The following is a 26221-nucleotide window of genomic DNA, read 5'->3' as shown; positions in this document are numbered from 1 at the left end:
GTTTATTTGAGGAAAGTTAATGACCACAACCGCTGAAATCCCACGCCGGGTACGTCTGGTCGAAGTCGGCCCGCGCGACGGCTTGCAGAACGAAAAGCAACCAATCAGCATCGCCGACAAGGTGCGCCTGGTGGATGACCTGAGCGCCGCCGGGGTGCGTTATATCGAGGTGGGCAGCTTCGTGTCGCCGAAGTGGGTGCCGCAGATGGCGGGTTCGGCTGATGTATTCGCGCAGATCAAGCAGAAGCCCGGCGTGACCTACGCGGCACTGACGCCAAACCTCAAGGGGCTGGAAGCGGCCATCGAATCCGGTATCAGTGAAGTCGCAGTATTCGCCGCCGCGTCTGAAGCCTTCTCACAGAAGAACATCAACTGCTCGATCGACGAGAGCCTGGCACGCTTCGTCCCGCTGATGGCTGCCGCGCGGGAAAACGGCATCCAGGTGCGCGGCTACGTGTCCTGCGTGCTTGGCTGCCCCTATGAAGGCGAGATCGATCCCAAACGTGTCGCGCATGTCGCCCATGAGCTATTCGCCATGGGCTGCTACGAAGTTTCTTTGGGCGACACCATCGGCACCGGCACACCCGGCAAGACGCGGCAGCTGTTCGACCTTGTCAGCCGACACGTACCGCGCGACAAGCTCGCCGGGCACTTTCACGACACCTATGGCCAAGCGCTGGCGAACATCTATGCCAGCCTGCAGGAAGGAATCTGCACCTTCGACAGCTCAGTAGCCGGGCTCGGCGGATGCCCTTATGCCAAGGGCGCCACCGGCAACGTTGCCAGCGAGGATGTGCTCTACATGCTGGACGGAATGGGCATCGAAACCGGCATCGAGCTGAACGCACTGATCGCAGCGGGTCAACGCATCAGCGATGTTCTCGGACGACCCAATGGATCACGCGTCGCCAGAGCGCGACTAAGCGCGAAGTGACGGATTGGCTGCCTGGTAGCCATCGATCAAAAACAAGAGGCCTACATGAACAAGATCTATCCCAACGCTGAACAGGCGCTAGCCGGCCTGGTCGAGGACGGCATGACCCTCGCTGTCGGCGGCTTCGGTCTATGTGGCATCCCCGAAGCGCTGATCGCAGCGCTGCGTGACACCGGCAAGAAGAATCTCACTGTCATCAGCAACAACGCAGGCGTAGACGGTTTTGGCCTCGGCCTGCTGCTGGAATCACGCCAAGTGAGCAAGATGGTGTCGTCCTACGTGGGCGAGAACAAGGAATTCGAGCGACAGTATCTGGCCGGTGAACTGGAGCTGGAATTCACACCACAGGGAACGCTCGCCGAGAAGCTGCGCGCGGCCGGCTCCGGCATCCCGGCGTTCTATACCCGGACCGGCTACGGCACGCTGATCGCGGAGGGCAAAGAAACCCGCCAGTTCAACGGCGAGTGGTACGTGATGGAGGAATCGCTGCCGGCCGACATCGCGTTGGTCAAAGCCTTCAAGGCGGACAAGGCTGGCAACCTCGTCTTCAACAAAACGGCGCGCAACTTCAACCCGCTCGCGGCCATGGCCGGTAAGGTCTGCGTGGTCGAGGTCGATCATCTCGTCGAAACCGGCGAGCTGGACGCGGACCAGATCCACCTGCCCGGTATCTACGTGCAGCGCATCATCCACAATCCGAACGCCGAAAAGCGCATCGAAAAACGTACGGTGAGGAGCTGATCATGGCCTGGACACGTGAACAGATGGCGCAACGCGCCGCGCAGGAACTGCAGGATGGTTTCTATGTGAACCTCGGCATCGGCCTGCCGACCCTCGTCGCCAACTACATCCCCGAGGGCATGGACGTCTGGTTGCAAAGCGAGAACGGCCTGCTCGGCATCGGCCCTTTCCCAACCGAAGATGAGATCGACCCCGACTTGATCAACGCCGGCAAGCAGACCGTCACCGCCCTGCCCGGCAGCGCCTTCTTCGACAACGCCATGAGCTTCGGCATGATCCGCGGCGGCCATATCAATCTGGCAATTCTCGGCGCCATGCAGGTCTCGGAGAAAGGTGATCTGGCCAACTGGATGATCCCCGGCAAGATGGTCAAGGGGATGGGCGGTGCGATGGATCTGGTGGCCGGGGTCAAACGCGTCGTGGTGCTGATGGAGCATACCGCCAAGGGCGCGCACAAGATAATCAAGCAATGCGACCTGCCGCTCACCGGCGTTGGCGTGGTAGACCGCATCATCACCGACCTGGGCGTGCTGGACGTGACCGAACAGGGGCTGCGGCTGGTCGAATTGGCAGACGGCGTGAGCTTCGAACAGATTCAAGAAGCAACGGGCTGCACGGTACATCGCTGAACGCCCACGCGCATCAATGCGATATGGCCCGACGCCACTGTGCATCGGGCCGTCGCAGCGTGTAGCCTTGGCGGCCCGCGAAACATCGTTGTAAACGCACCCGGCTCTCCGCGAGCCGCGGGTGGACAGGCAGGACTTGGATACCTTCATGGCAAAGCAGACGTACAGCATTTCCGATTTGGCCAACGAGCTCGACATCACCACCCGCGCGATACGCTTCTACGAAGAACAGGGCATGCTCTCGCCGACACGCCGCGGCCAGGAGCGCATCTACAGCCCGAAGGACCGCGTAGCCCTCAAGCTGATCCTACGCGGCAAGCGCATCGGCTTCTCGCTCGCCGAATGCAAGACCCTGATCGAGCTTTACGATCCAAAGGCCGGTAACCAAAAGCAGCTGAATATCATGCTAGGGATGATCGCCGAGCGTCGTCAGCAGCTGGAGCAGCAGCTTCTCGACATTCAGCAGATGCAGCTGGAACTCGATACCGCTGAGGAGCGTTGCCTGTCCGCGCTGAAAACCACCATCAGCAAAGAAGCCAGCTGAACGTCGACTTTCCCGTCCGGGCCTCCTCGCTGGTGAGTGGTTCCTCCTTCCAGCGGGAACTGGCGGCATATTCCGGGCTGCCTTCTAGAGGTGAGCCGCACCTCCAATAGGCTATGCGCTTTGCAGTCCGCCATGTTGACAGCCAAGTCGTACCGCCCCTCACCCCAGCCCTCTCCCTGAGGGAGAGGGGCTTGCTCCGTGCTGTCCTGTACTGCGGTGACGTACCTTACAAAGGGCATGCCGCCGGCCAAATCCATCTGCACCCCTCAATATCGGCCCCAAGCATGATTCTGAAAGGCCTGCCGGCTACCCGCTGCTCTTCGACCCCTCACTAGCTAAAGCGTCCATTCCGGCAGACAACCTTCCAGATTTCTGGACACTCGCTCCAGCACCCCGAAACCGTGTCCAACTTGCTGGATGATCGACCCGTACCCTTTTATCCAGAACCCTTCTAAAACGGGCCTTTCGGCGGGCCTCCGTTCACCGGCACAGAACCTGCTATGCAACAACTGCGATGCCAGATCACCCGCGAACGAGGAGCTTCGCCGCTCCCGTTCTGCCTTCCGACGCCTCGCGCCGGATTGCGACCTCTGGTCAAAAACAACAAGAAAGAAGGAAACCTGCATGTCGATTACCAAAAAGCTGTCCCGTCTCGCCTGCGCGATAGGCGCCACCACGCTTCTCAGCGCCAGCCTGGTCAGTGGCCAGGCCGCCGCCGCCGAGAAGATTCGCTGGCAGGTGCCACTGGCCTTCCCTTCGCATCTGGTTGGCCTGACTACACCAATCAAACATCTGTCCGAATCGCTCAAAGCCATCTCCGGCGGCGATATCCAGCTGCGATACTACGAGCCTGGCGAACTGGTGCCACCCTTCGAGATCATGGATGCGGTGAGCAACGGCAAGTACCCGGCCGGCTATACCTGGATCGGCTACGACCAGGGCACCATCGCCGCCCTGCCGCTCTACTCCGGCGCGCCGTTCAACATGGAGCCGCCGGCCTATCTGGCCTGGTATTACGAAGGTGACGGCAAAAAGCTGCTGGAGGAAATCTACGCGCAGCGAAACATTCACCCCATGCTGTGCAGCATCATCGGCCCGGAAGGCGCGGGCTGGTTTGCCAAACCGATTGAGAAGCTGGAAGACATCGACGGCTTGCGCATCCGCTTTGCAGGCATCGGCGGCAAGGTGCTGGAGAAGCTCGGCGCTTCGGTAACCATGATTCCGGGCGGTGAGATCTACCAGGCGCTCGAACGCAAGACCATCGATGCGACCGAGTTCTCCCAGCCCGCCATCGACAAAATGCTGGGCCTCGATCAGATCATCAAGAACTACATCATGCCGGGCTGGCACCAGACGCTGACCACCTCGCACCTGCTGGTGAACAAGGGCGTCTGGGACAAGCTTGAGCCGCAGAGCCGCGCGCTGATCGAAACGGGCTGCGAGTCGGCCACCCTCAAAGGTTTTGCCGAGAGCGAATGGGCCCAGCCAACCGCGCTTCGCGATTACGAGAAGCAAGGCGTTAAGGCCCAGGTGCTGCCAGAGGAAGTGCTGCGTGAACTCGAGCGGGTGACCAATGAAGTGCTTGATGAAATTGCCGCCGAGGACGAGATGTTCAATCGCGTCCTGACCAGCCAGCGGGACTTCATGAAGCACCACTCGATCTGGCACGGCAAGGGTTACCTACCGCGTGATTACTACAAGTACGAGTGACCGCACGCGTCAAGGGGGCTAGCGACGTTAGCCCCCTTTTCCCATCGAGCCATTGCCCGCTTTAGCCGAAGGCGTGCCATGGCTTGTCCGTGCCGGATTACCGAGGTGGCCATGTCCGTTCATCCCGTTCCCCCTAACGCAGCGCCCGCTTCCGAAGTGGCGCTCCCACATAACCGACTCTCTTACTTGCTGGATCGGGCCTTGGTCGCCATTGGCGAAGCCAGCGCGTGGATCTGGTTGCTGGTGCTGGCGGTTGTACTGACCAACGTGTTCAGCCGCTTCGTCATGTCGCGTGGCTCGATCGCGCTGGAAGAGCTGTCCTGGCATCTGTTCGGCGCCGCCCTGATGCTCGCCCTCGCCTACGCCGTGGTGCGTGACGATCACGTGCGAGTGGACGTGCTGCGCGAGAAATTCACCCTGCGCAGCCAGGCGATCATCGAACTGCTGGCGATCCTGATTCTGGCATTACCCGTCGTGGTGCTGATGGTCGACGCACTGGTGCCCTTCGCCTACCAGTCCTTTATGCACAACGAGCGCTCACAGGCGCCCAGCGGGCTGCCGCATCGCTTCATCTTCAAGAGTGTGTTGCCGCTGGGCCTGACGCTGGTTGCGCTTGCGTTGCTATCGCGTGCCTCACGCTGCAGCACGCTGCTGTTCGATTTTCCGCGGGCCTTCACGGCTCCCTCGCATGACCGCGACCGCGGCCATTCGCAGCCCTGATGGAGTAGCCGTAATCATGGGTCTGGAAGAAATTCTCGTCATCAGCATGTTCGCCACCTTCATGGGTCTGCTGCTGCTTGGCTTCCCGGTCGCCTGGTCACTCGCAGGCATCGGACTGCTGTTTGCCGTGCTCGGCCATGTGATGGTCGAACACTTCGATGCTGATCTCTGGTTTACCTGGGACGGCACCATCGGCGTGCTGGACGCGCGCATCTACGGCATCGTCGCTAACGAGCTGATGGTCGCCCTGCCGCTGTTCATCTTCATGGGCATCATGCTCGACCGCTCCGGCATTGCCGAAAGGTTGATGCACAGCCTGGTCCGGGTGCTGGGGCCATTGCGCGGCGGTTATGCGGTAACGGTGGTGCTGGTGGGGATCCTGCTCGCCGCCTCGACCGGCATCGTCGGCGCGTCGGTGGCGCTGCTCGGCATGCTGTCCATCGGGCCAATGCTGCAGGCCAAGTACAACAAGAGCCTGGCCGTGGGCACCGCCTGCTCGGTGGGTACCCTTGGCATCTTGATTCCCCCGAGCATCATGCTGGTGCTGATGGCAGACCGCCTCGGCACCTCCGAAGCCTCGGTGGGCAAGCTGTTCATGGGCGCGTTGATTCCCGGCATGATGCTGGCGCTGATGTACATCCTTTACATCGTCATCGTGTCGTGGGTGAAGAAAGACTTCGCGCCTGCGCCGGCCAACCGCCCAAAGCTCGATGCGCGTGCGTTGATCGACGTATTCTGGGCCGTGGTGCCGCCCTTCGTGCTGATTCTAGCGGTGCTCGGCTCGATCTTCTTCGGCATCGCGACTACCACCGAAGCCTCGGCTGTCGGCGCATTCGGGGCGGTCATCATGGCCGCCTGCAGCCGCAAGCTGAACATGGCCGTGCTGAAAGACGCGCTTTACCAGACCAGCCGTACTTCAGCCTTCATCTTCGGCATTTTCATCGGCGCCACGGTATTTGCCGCCGTACTGCGGGGCCTGGGTGGCGACGACGTCATACGCGCGGCGCTCACCGGCTTACCGTTCGGCCAGACTGGCGTGCTGCTGACGGTGCTGCTGATCACCTTTTTGCTCGGGTTCTTCCTCGACTGGGTGGAGATCACGCTGATCATCCTGCCGCTGGTGGCACCGGTGCTGTTTTCCATGGGTGTCGATCCGCTGTGGTTCGCGATCCTCTTCGCGCTGTGCTTGCAGACCTCATTCCTGACCCCGCCGGTGGGCTTCGCGCTCTTCTACATCAAGGGGGTCTGCCCGCCGGAAGTCACCACGCGCGACGTCTATCTCGGAGTGCTGCCGTACATCCTCATTCAGCTTCTTGGCCTGGCGCTGGTGTTCTTCTTCGCGCCGCTGGCGACCTGGCTGCCCAATGAGGTGTACGGGCTCTAACGGCCCGCCGGCCGCCTTGCTCAGGGCAGCCGGCGCCTTTCATAATCGGCCGAACCCAACCGGACTGCACCGCCCATGGCAATCGCCCGCAACGACCTCGACCACAACGGCCTGATCATCGGCGTTTCCCCGGAGCGCTTTCGTGCCGTAGCGATGCCCCTGCTGTTCGACCATCTAAACGCGCAGTGCGAAGGCACCATTGCGGTCAACCGGCAGGCACGCATCGTCTGGATCAACGACAAGTACGCGGAGAAGATCGGCATCAGCGATCCGCGCAGCGTGCTCGGCAAGGAGATCGAAGAAGTACTGCCCGCCAGTCGCCTGCGTGAGGTGGTGGACAGTGGCTTGCCGAGCATGCTCGACCTCATGGCCTTTGGTGACGAACACTTCGTGGTCACGCGCATCCCGTTGCGCGATGAAGACGGCACGCTGGTCGGCGCTCTTGGCTTCGTGCTGTTCGACCGCGCGCAGCACCTCAAACCGCTGATGTCCAAGTTCAACGTTCTGCAGAGTCAGTTAGTCGCCACCCAGAACGAACTGGCCAAGGCCCGCCGTGCCCGCTACACCATCGCGGGTTTCATCGGTACCAGCCCCGCCGCCAGCGAGGTCAAACGCCAGGCCCGCCGAGCCGCGCAGCTGGACGCCACAGTACTGATCCGAGGCGAAACCGGAACCGGCAAGGAATTGCTGGCTCAAGGCATTCATAACCTGTCGCCGCGCGCCAACGGCCCCTTCGTCGCGGTCAACGTAGCGGCCATTCCGGAAACCCTGGTCGAGGCCGAGCTTTTCGGCACAGCCCCCGGCGCCTTCACCGGCGCGGACCGCAAGGCACGCATCGGCAAGTTCGAAGTCGCCAATGGCGGCACCCTGTTTCTCGACGAGATAGGCGACCTGCCGCTGGCCTTGCAGGCCAAGCTGTTGCGTGTGCTGCAGGAACAGGAAATCGAGCCGCTGGGCTCCAATCAGGTCAAACCCCTGAATGTGCGGGTGATCGCCGCCACCCATATCGACCTGGAAGCCAAAGTCGCCGCCGGGCAGTTTCGCGATGACCTCTACTACCGCCTCAATGTGCTCGCGCTGAAAGTGCCCTCCTTGCGTGAACGCGCCAGTGACATTCCGGCGCTGGTCGAACATCTGCTCGATGACATCGCCAATCGATCCGGCCAAGCCCCGATGGAGCTCACGGCCGAAGCTGTCGCCCTGCTTTGCGGCCAGCCGTGGCGCGGCAATGTGCGCGAGCTCAGCAATCTGTTGGAGCGCGCCCAGCTGAACGCCGATGGCCTGCCGCTTGAGGCTCGGCACCTGTCTCCGCTGCTTGATGCGCGAAGCAACACGGCATTACCAGAAATCCGAATAGCGCCCCAAGCTAGCGAGCCTCCTACCCCAGAAGAATCACCGTTGCAGTTGCTGGCAGAGTGCGTCGCGCAGGCCGAACGCCGCGCGCTCCAACATGCATTGCGCGCCTGTAAAGGCAACCGCCGCCGTGCTGCGGTCGAACTCGGCATATCCCGAGCGAGCCTCTACTCCAAGCTTCAGCTGCATGGATTGAGCGAACGTTAAGTGGAGGGCTTACCGCTTTTGATGGGTATCGCTTTGCTCAACGTCATCCTACCGACCGCACCGTTCCCGAACCGCAGTTGGTCGCTTGTAGGGTGGGCTCTAGCCCACCGCGTGCCGCCCGTAGCGCGCGCAAACACCCGACCGGTTGTCGCCAGCCGCGGAAACGCTGGTGGGCTGAAGCGGAGCGCCTCCCGGCCCACCCTACGGCCCTTCGCTACTGAGCCAACCAGCCGCCATCGATATTCCACGCAGCACCGCGGACCTGCCTGCCGGCCTCGCTGCAGAGGAAAAGCGTAAGTTCGCCCAATTCTTCCGGGGTGACGAAATCCAGCGAGGGTTGTTTCTCCATCAATAACTCGCGGGTCGCGCGGGCTGCGTCTCCATGCTCCCGCGCCTTGCTATCGATCTGTTGCTGCACCAGTGGCGTCAGCACCCAGCCCGGACAGAGCGCATTGCAGGTAATACCTGTGGTGGCGGTTTCCAGCGCGACGGTCTTGGTTAGGCCGATGACCCCGTGCTTCGCGGCCACATAGGCCGCTTTCTGCGCCGATGCCACCAGGCCGTGCACGGAGGATATGTTGATGATCCGCCCCCAATTGCCCTCGCGCATTCCCGGCAAGGCGAGCCGCATGGTGTGGAACACAGAAGACAGATTGATGGCGATGATGCTGTCCCATCGCTCTACCGGAAACTGCTCCACGGGTGCGACGTGTTGAATGCCGGCGTTATTGATCAGAACGTCGAGCGAGCCGAGATCACGTTTGGTCTGGCTGACCATTTCTTCGATCTGTGCCGCATCGGACACGTCAGCCGTGTGGTGCAGCACCCGGGTTCCATAGACGGCGACTTGAGCGATGGCCGCTTCTACGTTGCCGAAGCCGTTGAGCATCACGTCAGCGCCGGCTTCGGCCAGCTTACAGGCGATACCCAGGCCGATCCCGCTGGTCGAACCGGTCACCAATGCTGTCTTTCCGTTCAGGCTCATGGCTGGCTCCAATAGTGACGGGCGACTGATGTGGCGAGCCCTGAAGCAAGGCACTTAGCATCAGCATAGTGAATGTCACGAGCCTTGAAGGCTGTCTCTGGCAGACTCAACACGGAGCTGCCTGGCACGGTACGAGCCAGATCGGAGCGAAGGGACATCTGCAGTATTCCTTGTTGTTGTTCTTGGGCCGCGTCAGCCATGGGTAAGCGGTGCGGCATCGCGCGAAACAAACGAGACTCCAAACACCGAGCGAAAGCCATGCCAAAAGCGATCGGTGATTACGACGGCACGCTATTGGCCGTTGCCCTCCTACCATAGGGCGATGCAGCGAGCATCCCGCCTGCCGGCAGCTAGCGCACCCGTCCGGCCTTCTGGACATGCTTGGGCGGCCATACACCTTCAAACGATCAATGTCCGTCCTGCTGGACCGCAATGTCGAATTGCCGGAGGTTGGGCGATGCAGCAGTTTTCGTCTAAACGGCGCTGGCCCGCAGTCGTGTCACGCAATAACCGCCCCGTTAGGCTATTTTGTTAGGCATTCAGCCAGAACCCTGGCGCTAGAGAGGAAGGGCATGCCAATGAATGACGATCTTGGAAAGTTGGTATTGAGGGTGAGCGTCGGCTTGCTGATGCTGCTGCATGGTATTGCCAAGCTTCAAGGTGGCGTCGGTGGGATCTCTGGAATGCTGGCCGGACATGGGCTACCCGGGTTTCTCGCCTATGGCGTTTATCTTGGGGAAGTCGTCGGCCCGGTGCTGGTCATCATCGGTCTCTTCACTCGGGTTGGGGCGGTGTTGATGGTCGGCAATATGCTGGTAGCGTTCGCCCTCGCCCATATGGACGAGCTGTTTTCGATGGGCCAGATGGGTGGCTGGGCGCTGGAGACCCAAGGCTTGTTCCTGTTCGGTTCGGTCGCCATCGCACTGCTGGGCGCGGGCAGATTGAGCGTTGGCGGCGTCCACGGACGCTATAACTAACGCCGGGATTGCGCTACCCGCACGGTGCACAGCTGCCGTGCGGGCGATTTTCAAGATTACTCAGGTCAGCCGTTCGGCATCGTTCTGATGGTCGCCTGATCGAGCGAGGCAGGCCGCTTCGTCCCCTTGGGAACGACTGGCATATCCGCCGAACTTGAACTGCTAGCTGGTCTTAGCAACAACCTGTGGCCGACGCACAGGTGCCAGCTGCGCCACCAAAGCAGCAACCCAATCGATAAAGACTCTTAGCTTCGCGCTGACGTGCCGGTTTGGTGGGAAAGCGATGTACAGCGGCATCGTGTCGAATTGCCAATTCTGAAAAAGCGGCACCAGCTCGCCCCGCGCCAGATGCTCTTTGGCTATGTACTCAGGCAACCAGATCACACCCAACCCCGCCACCCCGGCTGCCAGGTAGGCATTGCCGTCATCAACCGAAACCAGATAGCGGCCTAGCGGATTCACTCGCTCGCCATCGCAGTGCATGGCATACGGCGCTGCCTTACCGCTACGTGCCCATAAGAACCCGATAATGCGGTGATGCGTATCTTCCAGCTCCCGGGGGTGGGATGGGGTGCCGGCGCGCGCCAGATAACTCGGCGCCGCGTACATACCCAGTGGCAGGTCACCTATGTGACGCGCGATCAATGATTGATCAGTGAGCTCCCCGCCGCGCACGACGCAATCGACGTTCTCGTCGATCAGATCGACCACGCGATCGCTAACGCCCAGATCCAGCTGGATTTCGGGGTACTTCGCATGGAATGCCGGTAGCGCCGGTATCAGTATCAGGCGCGCGAACGGGCTCGGTACATCCACCCGGAGGCGTCCCCTTGGTGATACCGATGCGCTGGAGAGGCTCGTCTCTGCGTCGTCTAAATCGGCCAGCAGCCGCACCACCCTCTCGTAATACGCCGCGCCATCGGCCGTGACGTTGACCTTGCGCGTGGTGCGGTTGAGAAGCCGCACGCGCAAGCGCGCTTCAAGCTGCTGGACCAGCTGGGTGACACTGGTCTTGCTCAGATGCAGCGTTTCGGCCGCCTTGGTGAAGCTGCCTGTTTCAACCACACGAGCAAAGGCCTGCATCGCAACGAAACGGTCCATGCTGGCTCCGGGTATCGGGATTGTTTGGTTTTCGAGAACAGTGCTGATCGATCTGGCGAATTTATCCGGCCAGCACCGAACCCTACAGTGGTCTCCTCAATTACCTATCTCCAACAGACGAGGCTCTCATGAACACACGTGACGTCGTTTTCCCAGCCGGCCGGCAGGCGCTTTATGAACAGAATCACTATTCACCGGCCGTTCGCGCCAACGGGATGCTGTTCGTGTCCGGCCAAGTGGGCAGTCGCGAGGACGGATCGCCCGAACCCGAGCTTGAAGCGCAGGTGAGGCTGGCCTTCAAGAACCTGAACGCGATCCTTGAGGCGGCCAATTGCACCTTCGACGATGTGGTCGATGTGACCCTCTTCCTCGTCGACCCGCAGGCCAACTTCGAGAAGATCTGGAGTATCGTCGTGCCGGAATATTGGGGAAGCGCGCCACACCCCACGGTGACCGCTGTTGGCGTGACCTGGCTCTATGGGTTTCAGTTCGAAATCAAGGTGATCGCGAAACTGCCCGACCGGTCTGCGGGCTGATCAACAGCTACCGCCCACAAAAAAGCCGTCACCTATAACGGGTGACGGCTTTTTCACTACCGCGTCTCAGCCGTTCAACACGCCATCCACCAACGCCTTGGCCTCTTCCTGGATGCGCTTGAGGTGTGCGTCACCCTCGAAGCTTTCAGCGTAGATCTTGTAAACGTCTTCGGTGCCGGAAGGCCGAGCGGCAAACCAGCCGTTGTCAGTCACGACCTTGAGTCCGCCGATGGCAGCGCCGTTGCCTGGGGCTTCGGTGAGGATCTGGGTGATCGGCTGGCCAGCGAGTTCGCCAGCGGTGACCTGGGAAGCCGAAAGTTTGCCAAGCTTGGCCTTCTGCTCGCGATTGGCCGGAGCATCGATACGCTCATAGACCGGTGCACCGAAGCGCTCAGTAAGCGCCTGGTAACGCTCGCCTGGGTCCTTGCCGGTGACGGCGGTGATCTCTGCAGCCAGCAGGCCGAGGATCAAGCCGTCTTTATCGGTCGACCAGGCTCCGCCCTGCTTGCGCAGGAAAGAAGCACCTGCAGACTCTTCGCCGCCGAAGCCCAAGCTGCCATCCATCAAGCCATCGACGAACCACTTGAAGCCCACCGGCACTTCCACGACCTTGCGGTCGATGCCTTTGGCGACGCGATCGATCATCGAGGACGACACCAGCGTCTTGCCGATGCCCGCCTGCGCGCTCCACTCGGGCCGGTGGGTAAACAGGTATTCGATGGCGACGGCCAGGTAGTGATTGGGGTTCAGCAGACCAACCGAGCGCGCGACGATGCCGTGGCGGTCATGGTCAGTGTCGCAGGCAAAGGACACGTCGAAGCGGTCCTTGTTTTCGATCAGCCCGGCCATGGCGTGAGGCGAGCTGCAATCCATACGGATCTTGCCGTCCCAGTCAAGGCGCATAAACCGGAAGGTCGGATCGACGCGAGTCGAAAGCACTTCAAGCGGCAAGCTGTAACGCTCGGCGATGCGCGACCAGTAATGCACACCGGCGCCACCGAGCGGATCGACGCCAAACTTGAGACCCGAGCTGCGGATCGCATTGAGGTCGACCACCTGTTCCAGGCCGCCCACATAGCTCTCAATGAAATCGAAGCGCTGGGTGGTCGGTGCCTTGAGTGCCTGTGCGTAATCCATCCGCTGCACGCCCTTCAGACCGGCAACCAGCAACGCGTTGGCGCGCTCCTGGATCCACTTGGTCACGCCCGTGTCGGCCGGGCCGCCATTGGTAGGGTTGTACTTGAAGCCACCGTCAGCAGGCGGGTTGTGTGACGGCGTGATGACGATACCGTCAGCCAGACCGCTGCTGCGGCCGGCGTTGTATTCGAGAATCGCGTTGGAAATGGCGGGTGTCGGCGTGAATCCGGGCTCGCCATTGGTTTCGCTGCAACCGGCGTCGATGCGTGTCTCGACGCCGTTGGCTGCCAACACCTCCAGGGCGGATACGAATGCCGGCTCGGACAGCGCGTGGGTGTCCATGCCGACGAAGATCGGGCCGTCGATGCCCTGCTCACGGCGGTAATCACAGATCGCCTGGGTGGTCGCCAGGATGTGCCACTCGTTGAAGCTGTTTTTCAGCGACGAGCCACGATGGCCAGATGTGCCGAAAGAAACCTGCTGCGCCGGGTCAGACGGATCCGGGCGCTCGCTGTAATAACGCGAAATCAGGCGCGGGATGTTGGTTAGCGTGTGTTCTTCGGGAAGGCGTCCTGCGTTGAGGTCGATGCTCATCTATCGTTCCTTTGGGGGTAAGAAGGTCGCCTCAGGCAACAGCGCCGCACGGGAGGCAATCAAAAACCACGATGGGTCAAGGTTATTGTCTAGCCGCTCAGACCATGAATCACCGGGCTTTGTTTCCCCAGCGGCGAGATGAATGTGCAAGCGACTGTACCGCCGCGATAGAGGCTTTTGCGAATCTGGCGTACTGAGCTAAACACGCTGAAATCGCCTACATGAGCAGACTGCTCCAGGCAGAGACAAGCAACAGCAGCGCCATGACCTGATTGAACCGCCGAAGCGCCGCGTTGGAGCGCAGCAGACTGACCGCACCCCGCCCAATCGCGGCCCATACGATCAGGCAGGGTATGGCTACTAGGAGGAAAATCAGCGCGAATATGCCATAGCCGGCCAGCCCGGCGTCAGCGCCGGCGAACACACTGACTACCGCAAGCGCCATCATCCAGGTCTTGGGGTTTATCAGCTGCAGCCCCGCCCCACCCCAGGCACCGATTCGCATGGCAGGCGATGCGGAATCCAGAGACGTATCAGCGCTGCACCAGAGTTTCCAAGCCAACCAGCTTATCCAGCCGACACCCAGCCAAGCCATGATCTGCTGCACGGTTGGCGCCCGCATCAGTAGCTCCCCCAACCCCAGCCCGACAAGCAGGACGATAGCCGCAGCGCTTGCGCAGGCGCCGAATATCAGCGGCAGTGCGGCACGCCAGCCGAAACGCGCGCTGTTGCTGAGCACCAGCATATTGGTCGGCCCTGGGGTGATCGAAGCAACCAGGACAAACAGAAAGAATGGCAACAACTGGCTCATCCCTGCAGCTCATTAGACGATCGGTCAGGCGTTGAATGTTCAGGATTGGTGGATGGCATGGACAGAACCTCCGGTTTCGGTTCTGCCACTTTGCATTCGCTCGAACTAGCGGTCTGGAAGGTTTGAGCAACGTTTGCGATAAGCCGCGGGGCTCATGCCGTAGGCACGGCGAAACCATCGACCGAGATGGCTCTGATCGGAAAACCCGAGCTCCATGGCAACCTTGGCGGGCGCCAAGCCCTGACGTAGCAGCTTACGCGCCACGCTCAGCCGCAATTGGACCAGATAGGCATGGGGCGCCAGCCCGAACGAAGCCTTGAAGGCGCGGGAAAGCCGAAAACGATCGATGCCGGCTGCGCTAGCCAGCTCATCGAGCCCGACGTCCTGATCCAGATGCGCATGAAGATAATCTCTGGCCCTGATCGCCACCGCTGGCAGCGGCGCGGTCGTCTCCAGACGTTTACGCCAGTGCGTACGGCGCGACAGGATCTCCAGCAGAGCGTCAAGTGCGGCATGGCGCACGATGCGCAACTCACTCTGATGGACTGCCTGGAAGGCGAATGCAATGTGGCTCACAAGGCCCGGCTCGTCGGCGAGTGTCTCGGCGAAACCTGGCAGGCAATCGTTCGGGGCGTCCTCGAACAACTCTCGCAGCTGGGCTTCCAGCCAATGGGGTTGCAGGTAAAACGTCGAGTAGGTAAAGCCGCCGGGGACCGGTGCGCGTCCGTCGTGGATCTCACCGGGTTCGAGCAAAAACGCCTGCCCTACTACGCTGTTGTGCAGTGTCTTGCGGCAATTGAACTGTTGCACGCCTTGCTCGGTAAAGCCAACGAGGTAGGCGTCGTGCCAGTGCGCATCGTAAGCGTGCCCTTCGAAGTGCGCACGAATGGTCTCGATGCCGGTTTCGGCATCGAGATTCAGGTCGATCCAGCTGTTGCTGATGATGCCGCTCATACGCGGGTGCGCCACTCGCATCGGTTTCGAATTGCAGATTATGGGCCGAACGCCCACTCACCGTTCTAGAACGTCTGTGCACCAACCCGCTTCGTACCGGGCGCATCTCACCAAGTTGCACGACTGGAGCGGAGCGGAGCGTCAGATTTGCAACACGCTCGAGACCGTTTCGGCCAGACATTCGAGGGTGAAAGGCTTGGTCATCAACCGCATCCTGGGCCCGAGAAACTCGGAACGGGTGGCAGCGTTCTCCGCATAACCACTGATGAACAGAACCGGTAGCCCCGGACGGCGCTGTTGAACGATCTCGGCGCGCTGACGACCATTCAACCCCGGCAGCCCGACATCGGTAACCAGCAGGTCCAAGGTGCCAATGCGAGGAAGCATGTCCAATGCCTGCTGACCGTTCTCGGCGAGATGAACCCTATAGCCGAGGTCCTGTAGGACGCTATCGAGCAACAACCGAACGGAGTCGTCGTCTTCCACCACAAGAATGGCCTGACCAGTACCCGACCTGACCTCGGTATTAGCCGCGCGCGCTTCCGCCACCTCGGTCGATGCCTGCGCTGCCGGCAAATACAAGGTGATCGAGGTTCCTGCATTTTCGGTGCTGCTTACCGAAATGAACCCGCTGCTCTGCTGAACAAAACCGTAGACCATGGACAACCCCAGCCCGGTCCCCTGCCCCAGCGGCTTGGTCGTGAAAAAGGGTTCGAAGACCTTCGTCAGCATGGCGGCCGGAATACCTACGCCTGTGTCCGCTATATCGATCGCGACGTAGGTGCCCGCGTTACCGCCCAGATCGGCGGCTTCTGCCGCATCGATCCGGGCCAGGCGGGTGGTAATGGTCAGGGTGCCGCCATCGGGCATTGCATCCCGGGCATTGATGCTCAGGTTCAACAATGCGTTTTCCAGCTGATTGGGGTCCACCTCGGCCAGACCGCTGGCTTCATCCAGCTGAATGTCCAGGATGATTCGCTCTGTAAGGGTCCGCTGCAGGAGTTCGCCCAGGGAAAGAATCAACGGATTGACTGCAACGACGCGAGACTCCAGCGATTGCCGGCGTGAGAATGCGAGCAAGCGCTGGGTCAAGGCGGCGGCGCGGCTGGCAGATGAATGCGCAGCACTCATGTAGCGGTCCAGATCTCCGTACTGCTGCCGGCCGATGCGCAAACGCATCAGGTCAAGCGCTCCGATGACGCCAGTGAGCATGTTGTTGAAGTCGTGCGCGATGCCGCCAGTAAGCTGGCCTACGGCATCCATCTTCATGGACTGTCGCAACTGCTCCTCAGCACGGGCGCGCTCCTGAGTTTCAAGCGTCAGCTTCTCCAGCGCATCTTCCAACGCTCGGGTGCGGGCCTTTACCTGTGCTTCCAGATCATCATTGAAACGACGCAACATGTCCTCGTTCTGCTTCTGAGCGTCGATATCGATGATGACGAGTGCAGCGCCCTTGACCGTCTGATTGGCATCGTACAAAGGCACCGCACTGATACGGGCCCATAACTCGCCACCCTCCTCTGGGAAGTAACGTGCATCGAGACTCGAGACCCGCTCGCCACGCAGAGCGCGCGCACCTGCAAACTGGTCACGCGGCAGCGGTTGTCCGTCACTATCCACACCTAGCCAGCGCCCCGCACGAGCGTCATCGGCGGAGGGGATCTGCCGATTCGGCACGTAACGCTCGTAGGCCGGGTTGCTGAGTATCGTGGCGCCGTTCATGTCGATGAGGCACACCCCGACCGGAAGATGTTCGACCAGGCTTTCGAACGTGGCGCGTTGCTCGGCCAGCTCATTCAAACGGTCGCGTATCTCGACTTGACGCTGACGCGAACGCCATACCGCGGCCACCGTGCTCAGCAGCGATGCCTCGCCCAGCGGCGATTCAAGAACCACCAGGTCAGCGATACTCGCCGGCAGCTGCGCACTCAACGCCGCGAAGTCGGCACGGGACATGCCCTGACGCTGCGTTATCAGGATGACGGGGATGTTGGTCCAGGCCGGTGTTGCCCTCGACGCAGGTGAGAGATCGAGCAGAGCCAAAACAAAGGCGTCGTCGATGATCACGGCGCCGACACCATCATCCAGCCGTTGAATCAGACCGGCCGCGTCACCGCAAAACAGGGTTGCATAACCCTCTTCTGTTAGCACATTGATTGCGCCGGCAGCGTTAGAGCCCTCGCGCGCACCGATGAGTATTCGTTTTTCTTCGGAAGACACGTCTGCGCTCACATCGATGCTCGTCGGTTGGAAAGGCGGGCCTACGGCTGGCAGATATTTGCCGAACCGCCACGCAATCTCGAATTGGCACATCGATCACCAAGAGGGGATACCGCTGATGTGACAAAGCCGCACGACCAATGTTGGACGAGCTGATGGAGGCGTCAGGTAGTTAGTCCGCGAAATGGTACTGCGCCCGGATCGGCGCTGGCGATGGCTTTTTACAATGTCCTTACATGTCGCGAAGAGGACGACGCCCGAGTGCCGGCTGGACGGGCTCCAGGCGAGGCCGCCGCCGGTCGGAATCACGCAGCCGCTATCAACCTAGACCGCGCTACCGCCGATACAGAGCTTGCGCACAGTCAGTTCGCGCAGTCCTGTTCCAGCTTGGCGAATGATCTAATGACACTTACCGCAGCGAACCCCGCTCTCGAGTCAGCCGGCTATACAGCCATGACCCGCAAAGCCTCCCTCAGTTTTGTTTACGTAGTTGCAGCACTGTTCATCGCGGCTGGGTTGGCGCTGGTCTATTTATGCCTTGCGCTGGATGAGCATCAGGTGAACCACAGCGAAACGGATGCTGCCAGGGCAATGGAAAGCCGCCAGGACAAGATAGGTACTGCACTAGCTGACTACGCATTCTGGTACGACGCCTACAACTACACGCATAGCAAAATTGATCTGACCTGGACCTTTGAAGGAGACAATATTGGGCCCTCACTGTTTTCGACTTACGGTCTGGACGGCGTTTTCATCCTTGGGCCGGATGCCGCTACCCGCTACGGCATCATCGATGGCGCCTTGAGCGAAACGCCTGCCAATGACTGGATCTCGGGAGACATCCCAGCCCTGCTGAAAGAGGCCCGCGACAAGTCCACGGATGATGAGGTGGCCCATGCCTATTTTTCGGTGGCCGGAATCCCGACCGTTGTTTCCGCAGCAGTGATACGCCCTGACAGCTCCTATGACGACTTCTCGACGCTGTCCTACCTCGTTTACGTCGATGTGCTGACCGAGGCAAAGCTGAAGGTCATCGACCTGGCATTCGACCTGGACGATCTCAGGGCAACCATTGGCACCCTGCCCGGCTCGCCCAGCCCGAAACTGACGCTACAGGCCGCTTTAGGCAGTCCCGTAACCCTTCAATGGAACAGTGAAGAGCTCGGCCTTTCGCTCCTCAAAATCTTCCTGCCGGTGTTGTTTCTCGTCGGCCTGCTGGTTGGGGTACTGGTGTGCTGGCTGCGCATGCGCGTCATGCACGCCACCCGCATGATCGATGCTGCCCAGCAGGCATTGCAGATCAGCGAGCAGCGCTTCAAGAACATATCCGAGGCGTCATCGGACTGGATCTGGGAAACCGACTCGCAGCAAAACCTGACCTACCTTTCCGATCGCTTCGCCCAGTTGACCGGGCTGTCTCCTAAACAATGGCTGGGACGCTCATTGACCGATCTACTTGCCTATGACCGGAGGCTGCTGGCGATCACGGCAGAGGTGAGTGCGAATAGCGGGCGACGACCTATACCTTGCGAAATGAACGCCGCGAACGAAAGCCTGCGCTATTGCCAGCTCTCCGCACGCGCGGTGCGTGCAGGTGACCGGCTGTTGGGCTACCAGGGCACGGTTTGCGATATCACCGAAGAAATTGAAGCCAAGGCACGGATCGAACACATCAGCCATCACGATGCGCTGACTGGCCTTGCCAATCGTCATCGGCTCAACCATTTCATCAATAGCCGCCTCAGCGAAGGCTTGAACGCGGACCGTCCCGTGTTTCTCCTGGCGCTCGACCTTGATCGGTTCAAGCCGGTCAACGACGCGTTCGGTCACGCAGCGGGCGACATGGTATTGCGCGAAGTGGCCAATGCGCTCAACAGTTGCACTCGTTCGACCGACCTGGTGGCGAGGCTCGGCGGGGACGAATTCGTCGTGGTTGCGACCGACTGCAAGACCCGCGAACAAGCGGAGGGACTCTGCCAACGGCTTATCGAGCGCATCAATCAGCCAATTACGATAGCCGGCAATGAAGTCAGTGTCGGCACCAGCATCGGCGTGGTTTGCGCGCCATTCGATGGCATTAATGGGGAGGACCTGCTGCGGTACGCCGACATCGCGCTGTACGAAGCCAAATCCAGCGGCCGCAACCTGTTCCGCTTCTACGAGCCGGCTATGAACGAGCGAATCATGGAGCGCCGACAGCTGGAAATCGACATGCGGCACGCGCTGCGTCGGCGTGAGTTCCGCCTGGACTTTCAACCGCGCTACGAAGCGGCTGGGCAGAAGCTGGTCGGGGCCGAGGCGCTGGTGCGCTGGCATCATCCCACCCGGGGCCTGCTGCCACCGGACAGTTTCATACAGCTGGCTGAAGAAACCGGGCAGATCATCGAGCTCAGCGACTGGGTGATCCGTGAGGCCTGCACCAACGCCCTGACATGGGGTGACAGCATGATGGTTTCGGTAAACCTGTCGTCGGTGGAGTTTCAGCGCAATGATCTGGTGGACCGCATCGCTGCGGCGCTGACTGAAACCGGCATATCACCGGAACGGCTTGAGCTGGAAATCACCGAGAGTGTGATGCTTGAAGACGCCGCCGCCGCGCTGATTACCATGAACCATTTGAAGGCGCTGGGTGTTCGGCTGTCGATGGATGATTTCGGCACCGGCTATTCATCGCTCAGCTATCTGCGCACCTACCCGTTCGACGGCATCAAGATCGATCGCAGCTTCATCTCCGGCCTGGATCACTCGCAAAGCAGCGAGGCGATCGTGCATGCCATCGTCAGCATGGGTCATGCCTTGTCGCTCACGGTAACGGCCGAGGGCATAGAGACAGTGACGCAGCTTGGAAAGCTGACCGAACTGTCGTGTGACCAGGCCCAGGGGTTCTACCTGGGCCGTCCTACCGCCTCGGAGCCTTTCAAGCGGATCGTCGACGAGCACCAGGAGCAAGCGATCAGCCGAAGTGCGGCAAGAGGATGAGCAGTCCTTGGCGGCCCGGCATGGCCGGACCTCCACACGGCGAGCTAGCTCAGCGCATGCTCAGCTCGCTTGCCGGTCGATGATGAAGTCATTGAGCCCAGCCAACGGCATGGGCTGAGCGAACAGGTAGCCCTGGGCTTCATCGCATGATGACCGCACCAGCTGCTGCAGCATGTTCGAATCCTCGACCCCTTCTGCCACCACTCGCATGCCAAGCGAATGGCACATCTCGGTCACCGCCTTGATGAAATCAAGTGAGCTGTCCGTATTGGACGACGGCCCGAGAAAGGAGCGATCGAGTTTGACGACATCGATGGGATATTGCCGCAGGTAAGCAATGCCGGCGTATCCGGTCCCGAAGTCGTCGATGGCCAGCCTGACGCCGATGTTGCATAGGTCCCGCAGGAGTTTGTGCGAGGTGTCGGTATCTTCGATCAGACCAGACTCGGTCAACTCCAGCTCGAGGTGGGCCGCGTTCATGCCCGATGCTTCCAGCGCCTGTCGAACATCGCTGCACAGCGTCGGCGATTTGAGTTGAACAGGTGACACGTTCACGGACAACACCAGATCGATCCCGATGCGCTCGACCAATAGCTGAATGTCCGCGCAGGCCTGGCGCAGGACCCAACTGCCGATATTGCAGATCAGTCCTGTGGCCTCGGCAATCGGAATGAAGGCATTGGGCGGAATCAGACCCTTTGTGGGGTGATTCCAGCGAATCAACGCCTCGACGCCACAGGCCGTGTCGTCGCCCAGGCGAATGCGCGGCTGGTAGTGCAACACGAACTCGTCACGCTCCAGCGCGTCGCGCAGGTCCAGTTCAAGGGCCATGCGGTTCTTGGTTTCAATGCTCATCTCAGCAGAGAAGAACTGTATCCGCGTGCCGCCTGCATCCTTTGCCCGGTACATGGCGATATCGGCATGCTGCAGCAGTTCGTCAATGGTCGTATCGGGGTTGGGATAGAGACACATGCCCATCGAGGCCGACGGGTAATAGCGCGTACCAAGCACATCACAAGGCACCTGGATGGCCCGCAGCAGGTTGGTCGCGATCAGCTCGGCTGACCTGATTCCATCCGGCAAGTGTGCAACCACCACGAACTCATCACCGCCCAATCGCGCCACCAGATCACCGGAGGGCAGCGCCTGACGCAGCCGATGGGCGATCTGTACCAAGAGTACGTCGCCATAACCGTGCCCCATGGAATCGTTCACTTCCTTGAACCGGTCAAGGTCGATCAGCATGATCATCACCTGCTGGCCTTCGGGAATGAAGTTGACCAGTTCGCGCAGATGGTCGTTGAGATAGGTCCGGTTCGGTAGCCCGGTCAGGGCATCGTGGGTGGCCATGTGGTTCAACCGGTGCTCGGCCTGCTTGCGGTCGGTGATATCGGTCAGGCCGCCGGACCACTCCTTGATGTTGCCGCGCTCATCGAAGATCGGGACCGCGTGCCCTGCCATGTGCCGGTACTGCCCGTCCAACCGGCGTACGCGATATTCGGCGCGCTTGTTGGTAAAGACCGAATGCATTTCGCCGACCACCACTTCAAGCTCCGGACGATCATCAGGATGCACGGCATCCAGCCAGCCTTTGCCGCAGGCTTGCTCGAAGCTCTGACCAGTGAACTCGCTCCACTCGCTTTGCGGCTCGATAATGTCCACCGCCGGGCTCGTCGACCAGGTCAGGCTATTGGTGGCTTTTACCAGACCCCGGAAGCGCCGCTCATTGATGGCCATTCGTTGCTCTGCCTTGGCACGGGCCCGATTGGCTCGGTCACGTTGCACGACCATCGCCGCCGTGTTGGCAAGCAGCGTGATGCCCTCCTGTTCCAAGGCCGACGGCACGGATGGCATGCTGCTGTAGCAGGCGATGGTCCCCATGATCTCGCGCTCAGCTGACAGAATGGGTGTCGACCAGCAGGCATGAAACCCGTGTTCCAGGGCTTTGCCGCGATGTCGTTGCCAATTCGGATCGACTCTGATGTCTGCGGTGATGCTCGGCTCGCCGGTGCGCACCGATACGCTGCAACTCGTTTCGTTGGATCCCGCATCCATCCCATCGAGAGATCGAACGAAATCATCCGGAAGGCTGGACGACTCGACGAATCGTAGCTTGCCATCGTCATCCAGGCGCATGATCGCTGCCCGGATCATCCCGGCTGATTGCTTCTGCGCGGATTGGGTGAGTTCAACCAGCACCTCGGTCAACGGTGCTCCCGCCACCGCCCGCTCCAGTGCGCGCATCTGGCCTTCGGCGATGGCTTCGGAACGGCGGCAATCGGTGACGTCCTGAGTGACGAAGTGCAGCGATCGAAATTCGGGATGTGCGGTAGAGCGCCCCGTGACGCAGACCGTCTGGACACCGGTTTCACCGACGAGGACACGGCATTCAAAACGCACCTCGTCGCCGGTCGACAACGCAATGGCGACCTCTTCGGCGACGGTGTCGCGGTCTTCAGGATGAATGTGCTCGAGAAACTCGGTCAGTGAGGTGCTGCCCAGCGAACAGGCGTCCAGTGCGTGAGTAACCGCTTCGACTGCGGCCTTCGAGTCATTAAGCGGCTCGTCGAGTTCGACGTACCACTCCAGCATACCGGCAGATTGAAGCGTGAAAGCAAGACGGGATTGGAGATCAGGTTGGGCCATGCAAGTTCTCCAAACATGGTGGCGGCTACTACGGGCTTCGACCCTGGGCGCGACGCGGCGTTCTAGCGCGGGTTGAAGCATACAACGGACATGTAACAGCGTAGCGCAAGTCAGCGTCTCCCGCGGGATCACACCGATCGACCTGGCCTAAATCAGGAAAATGCATGGAGGCACCAGTGGGCGTTCGAAACAGAGCGATGAATCGCTCGGGATGGTGCACTCACATCGGAAGATGGCACATTTGCGCATCGACCGTTACCCCCTCTTTAGATGGACTCTCATGGCCGTTAGCAATGCACAGACAGGCGTGACGCAGGCACCTGGAACCTCCCCTGGCAGCCCGCTGGCAATGCGTATCATCGGCGGAGTTGCGCTGGCGCACCTGATCAACGACCTGATCCAGGCGGTGCTGCCGGCGATCTACCCGATGCTCAAAGCGAGCTATGGCCTGACATTCACCCAGGTTGGCCTGATCACCCTGACCTTTCAGCTCACCGCCTCGCTGTTGCAACCCTGGGTGGGCTACCACACCGACCGCCATCCCAAGCCATGGCTATTGCCAGCCGGCTCGGTATGCACCTTGATCGGCATCGTGATGGTCTCCGTGGTCGGCAGCTTTGCCATGATCCTGTTGGCAGCCGGGTTGATCGGCATCGGCTCCTCGACCTTCCACCCAGAAGCGTCACGTGTAGCGCGGCTGGCCTCCGGCGGGCGTTTCGGGCTGGCGCAATCGACCTTTCAGGTGGGCGGCAACGCAGGCTCGGCGTTCGGGCCGTTATTGGCTGCGGCCATAATCATTCCCTATGGGCAAAGCCACGTCGCCTGGTTCGGGCTGTTCGCGGTGTTTGCACTTTTCGTGCTGTACCGGATCAGCTGCTGGTACGCCGATCACCTCGCATTGTTCAAGCTCAAACAAGGCCAGGCCGCCACGCATGGCTTGTCCAAAGACCGGGTTCTGAGCGCGCTGGTCGTGCTCGGTCTTCTGGTTTTTTCCAAGTATTTCTACATGGCCAGCTTCACCAGTTATTTCACTTTCTACCTGATCGAGAAATTCGAGCTGTCAGTTGCGAACTCGCAACTGCACCTTTTCCTGTTCCTGGGCGCGGTTGCTGCTGGAACCTTCTTTGGCGGGCCGATTGGCGACAGGATTGGCCGCAAGGCGGTGATCTGGTTTTCGATCCTAGGCGTAGCGCCATTCACATTGGCGTTGCCACACGTTGATCTTTTCTGGACCACCGTGTTGAGCATCGTGATCGGCTTCATCCTCGCCTCGGCGTTCTCAGCCATCGTCGTATACGCCCAGGAACTGGTGCCAGGGAACGTCGGCATGATTGCAGGATTGTTCTTCGGCCTGATGTTCGGCTTTGGCGGGATCGGCGCAGCGTTGCTCGGGCATCTGGCCGATATCCACGGTGTCCAGTACGTGTATTTCCTTTGCTCGTTCCTGCCGCTGTTCGGCGTACTGGCGATCTTCCTACCGGGAACGAAAAGCACAGCTTGATTGCAAGCGCGCCGGTCAACAGTCCGGTTAGTCCACTTTCTCCTTCAGGCAGCGCCTAAACAGCTGATGCAAAGGCAACCTGTGCGCGCTGTAACGGCTGACCAGCATCAGGTCCCGGTAAAAGGTTGCAGCGCCAAGGGAGATGATGCGCACCGCAGGTGTGCGTTCGAGCCACAGCCCGGCCTTCGGCACCAACGCTACACCCAGGCCGTTTTCAACCATCTTGACGATGGCATCCAGCTCGTCCAGTTCGAGCCCTGGCCGCACGTCCAGATGGTGCTTGCGCAGAAACTGACTCACCTGGCGGCCGCCGAAGGAGCTTCGGTCGTACCGCACGAATGGATGTTCCATGATCAGTTTGAGCGGATCGTCGCCGACAGCTTTCAGCGGCGTAATGAGCACGAACGGCTCCTTCACGATCAGCTCGGCGTGTAGCTCCTTCGGAAGTGCATAGGGCGGACGAATAAGGATCGCCAGATCGATTTCCCCGGCGTCGACCTGAGAAAGCAGATTCAGCGAAACGCCTGGGACCAGCTTGGGCGCGACCCCTGGTGCTTCCTCCAGCAGTCGCAGCAACGCGCCCGGAAGCAGCCCGGTTTGTACCGTGCCGATTGCCCCTATGCGCAACTCGCCGCGGTAGTCATCGAGCGACTCTGGCTGCCCCATCAGCGCAAAGGTCTCGACGATCTGTTCGGCCAGCGGCAACGCGCGCAACCCGTTTGCATTGAGGTATGCAGAGCGTCCCGTTCTATCGAAAAGGCGAAAGCCCAATGCCGCTTCCAGGTTCTTGATCTGGGCGCTCACCGCCGACTGCGTGAGGCCGATATGGTTACCCGCGGAGGCGAAACTGCCGCACCGGGCGATGGCGAGCAGGGTTTTCAGTTCACGGATCATAGGCCCTTCATTGATCGATTTTTTCGAGGCTCGATGGCAAAGATATCCGCTGTCGACGGGTGCGACAAATTGACAAGATGGCCGTCACGTCTAACCACAGCAGGTAGCCCAGATGAGCCTCTCTCCTTTTCACCTTGCCATCCCGGTTTACGACTTACCCGCCGCACGGAGTTTCTACGGTGAAGTGTTCGGCCTGGCCGAAGGCCGCTCCTCTGAGCATTGGGTAGATTTCGACTTCTACGGCCATCAACTGGTCATCCATGAGCACCCGAGAACTGCCTCGCAGGAAGCGGCGCACACCAACGCCGTGGACGGTCACGACGTGCCGGTCCCGCATTTCGGCATCATTCTGAGCTGGCCCGAATGGGAGGCGCTGGCCGAGCGACTGCGCGCGCGTGACACGCAATTCGTCATCGAGCCCTATGTCCGCTTTCAAGGACAGGTGGGCGAGCAGGCCACGATGTTTCTCTTCGACCCGTGCGGCAATGCACTGGAGTTCAAAGCCTTCAAAGACATGAGCCAGCTGTTCGCGAAGTAAATTCCTGCCGCGATATCGGGGGACTGCACTGCGCTGCCAGCGCGAGGCGCTTGTGCGGTGTGTCAGGCTCGGGCTGTGGCTTACACCGGCGGCGAGCTGACCGACAATGCCCGGCCAACCGCCCCG

General features: G+C 60.6%; 21 protein-coding genes. 13 read left to right on the top strand and 8 right to left on the bottom strand.

The features are described 5' to 3' along the window. Positions 1-19 precede the first annotated feature (19 nt). From NA619_RS19015 to NA619_RS18980, 8 genes are all read left to right on the top strand, one after another. Positions 20-934 carry a hydroxymethylglutaryl-CoA lyase gene (locus tag NA619_RS19015; protein WP_255963374.1) on the top strand — a complete coding sequence of 305 codons (915 nt, stop codon included), beginning with the start codon at positions 20-22 and terminating at the stop codon, positions 932-934. Between the two features lie 45 nt (positions 935-979). Beyond that, positions 980-1675, top strand: a complete 696-nt coding sequence (locus NA619_RS19010) for a CoA transferase subunit A (RefSeq protein WP_255963373.1) — start codon at positions 980-982, stop codon at positions 1673-1675. Between the two features lie 2 nt (positions 1676-1677). Beyond that, positions 1678-2304: a CoA transferase subunit B gene (locus NA619_RS19005; protein WP_255963372.1), complete on the top strand. Its 627-nt coding sequence runs from the start codon at positions 1678-1680 to the stop codon at positions 2302-2304. Positions 2305-2452: 148 nt separating this feature from the next. Next, positions 2453-2848 carry a MerR family transcriptional regulator gene (locus NA619_RS19000; RefSeq protein WP_255963371.1) on the top strand — a complete coding sequence of 132 codons (396 nt, stop codon included), beginning with the start codon at positions 2453-2455 and terminating at the stop codon, positions 2846-2848. A gap of 624 nt (positions 2849-3472) precedes the next feature. Next, entirely contained in the window at positions 3473-4558 is a 1086-nt protein-coding gene (locus NA619_RS18995) for a TRAP transporter substrate-binding protein (protein WP_255963370.1), read from the top strand. Positions 4559-4669: 111 nt separating this feature from the next. Next, positions 4670-5278, top strand: a complete 609-nt coding sequence (locus NA619_RS18990) for a TRAP transporter small permease subunit (protein WP_255963369.1) — start codon at positions 4670-4672, stop codon at positions 5276-5278. Between the two features lie 16 nt (positions 5279-5294). Continuing rightward, complete coding sequence (locus NA619_RS18985) at positions 5295-6662, top strand: TRAP transporter large permease (protein ID WP_255963408.1); 1368 nt, start codon at positions 5295-5297, stop codon at positions 6660-6662. Positions 6663-6737: 75 nt separating this feature from the next. Beyond that, entirely contained in the window at positions 6738-8222 is a 1485-nt protein-coding gene (locus tag NA619_RS18980) for a sigma-54 interaction domain-containing protein (RefSeq protein WP_255963368.1), read from the top strand. A 214-nt stretch (positions 8223-8436) separates the two neighbouring features. On the opposite strand, the gene NA619_RS18975 is transcribed toward NA619_RS18980, so the two are convergent. Then, positions 8437-9207 (bottom strand): 3-hydroxybutyrate dehydrogenase, encoded by a 771-nt coding sequence (locus NA619_RS18975; protein ID WP_255963367.1) that lies wholly within the window; start codon positions 9205-9207, stop codon positions 8437-8439. A gap of 578 nt (positions 9208-9785) precedes the next feature. On the opposite strand from NA619_RS18975, the gene NA619_RS18970 reads away from it, so the two are divergent. Continuing rightward, positions 9786-10184 carry a DoxX family protein gene (locus tag NA619_RS18970; RefSeq protein ID WP_255963366.1) on the top strand — a complete coding sequence of 133 codons (399 nt, stop codon included), beginning with the start codon at positions 9786-9788 and terminating at the stop codon, positions 10182-10184. Between the two features lie 162 nt (positions 10185-10346). Here the strand turns inward: NA619_RS18970 and NA619_RS18965 are convergent, their stop codons facing one another. Next, on the bottom strand, positions 10347-11285 hold the full coding sequence (locus tag NA619_RS18965) for a LysR family transcriptional regulator (protein WP_255963365.1): 939 nt from the start codon (positions 11283-11285) through the stop codon (positions 10347-10349). Between the two features lie 128 nt (positions 11286-11413). Here NA619_RS18965 and NA619_RS18960 point away from each other — a divergent pair, with 128 nt between their 5' ends. Then, positions 11414-11821: a RidA family protein gene (locus NA619_RS18960; protein WP_255963364.1), complete on the top strand. Its 408-nt coding sequence runs from the start codon at positions 11414-11416 to the stop codon at positions 11819-11821. 66 nt (positions 11822-11887) lie between these two features. On the opposite strand, the gene pgm is transcribed toward NA619_RS18960, so the two are convergent. The 4 genes from pgm to NA619_RS25155 form a co-directional block, all read right to left on the bottom strand. Continuing rightward, positions 11888-13552, bottom strand: coding sequence for a phosphoglucomutase (alpha-D-glucose-1,6-bisphosphate-dependent) (pgm, locus tag NA619_RS18955; protein WP_255963363.1), 1665 nt, complete (start codon positions 13550-13552; stop codon positions 11888-11890). A gap of 217 nt (positions 13553-13769) precedes the next feature. After that, complete coding sequence (locus tag NA619_RS18950) at positions 13770-14363, bottom strand: LysE family translocator (RefSeq protein WP_255963362.1); 594 nt, start codon at positions 14361-14363, stop codon at positions 13770-13772. A gap of 105 nt (positions 14364-14468) precedes the next feature. Next, the gene (locus NA619_RS18945) at positions 14469-15308 is read right to left on the bottom strand and encodes an AraC family transcriptional regulator (RefSeq protein WP_255963407.1); all 840 of its coding nucleotides are present in this window, start codon (positions 15306-15308) and stop codon (positions 14469-14471) included. A 150-nt stretch (positions 15309-15458) separates the two neighbouring features. After that, positions 15459-17549: an ATP-binding protein gene (locus NA619_RS25155; protein ID WP_255963361.1), complete on the bottom strand. Its 2091-nt coding sequence runs from the start codon at positions 17547-17549 to the stop codon at positions 15459-15461. Between the two features lie 441 nt (positions 17550-17990). Here NA619_RS25155 and NA619_RS18935 point away from each other — a divergent pair, with 441 nt between their 5' ends. Further along, positions 17991-20516, top strand: coding sequence for a bifunctional diguanylate cyclase/phosphodiesterase (locus tag NA619_RS18935; protein WP_255963360.1), 2526 nt, complete (start codon positions 17991-17993; stop codon positions 20514-20516). Between the two features lie 60 nt (positions 20517-20576). Here the strand turns inward: NA619_RS18935 and NA619_RS18930 are convergent, their stop codons facing one another. Next, a complete protein-coding gene (locus NA619_RS18930; protein WP_255963358.1) occupies positions 20577-23162 on the bottom strand; it encodes a bifunctional diguanylate cyclase/phosphodiesterase in 2586 nt (861 codons plus the stop codon). 280 nt (positions 23163-23442) lie between these two features. Between NA619_RS18930 and NA619_RS18925 the strand changes: the two genes are divergently transcribed. After that, positions 23443-24663 carry an MFS transporter gene (locus tag NA619_RS18925; protein ID WP_255963357.1) on the top strand — a complete coding sequence of 407 codons (1221 nt, stop codon included), beginning with the start codon at positions 23443-23445 and terminating at the stop codon, positions 24661-24663. Positions 24664-24690: 27 nt separating this feature from the next. On the opposite strand, the gene NA619_RS18920 is transcribed toward NA619_RS18925, so the two are convergent. Further along, the gene (locus NA619_RS18920) at positions 24691-25557 is read right to left on the bottom strand and encodes a LysR family transcriptional regulator (protein WP_255963356.1); all 867 of its coding nucleotides are present in this window, start codon (positions 25555-25557) and stop codon (positions 24691-24693) included. 112 nt (positions 25558-25669) lie between these two features. On the opposite strand from NA619_RS18920, the gene NA619_RS18915 reads away from it, so the two are divergent. Next, positions 25670-26095 carry a VOC family protein gene (locus NA619_RS18915; RefSeq protein WP_255963355.1) on the top strand — a complete coding sequence of 142 codons (426 nt, stop codon included), beginning with the start codon at positions 25670-25672 and terminating at the stop codon, positions 26093-26095. Positions 26096-26221 lie beyond the last annotated feature (126 nt).

Origin of the sequence: Stutzerimonas stutzeri (assembly GCF_024448895.1) — a bacterium.
In the GTDB taxonomy this organism is placed as follows: Bacteria; Pseudomonadota; Gammaproteobacteria; order Pseudomonadales; family Pseudomonadaceae; genus Stutzerimonas; species Stutzerimonas stutzeri_Q.
This window is presented reverse-complemented; position numbering and strand designations above follow the sequence as displayed.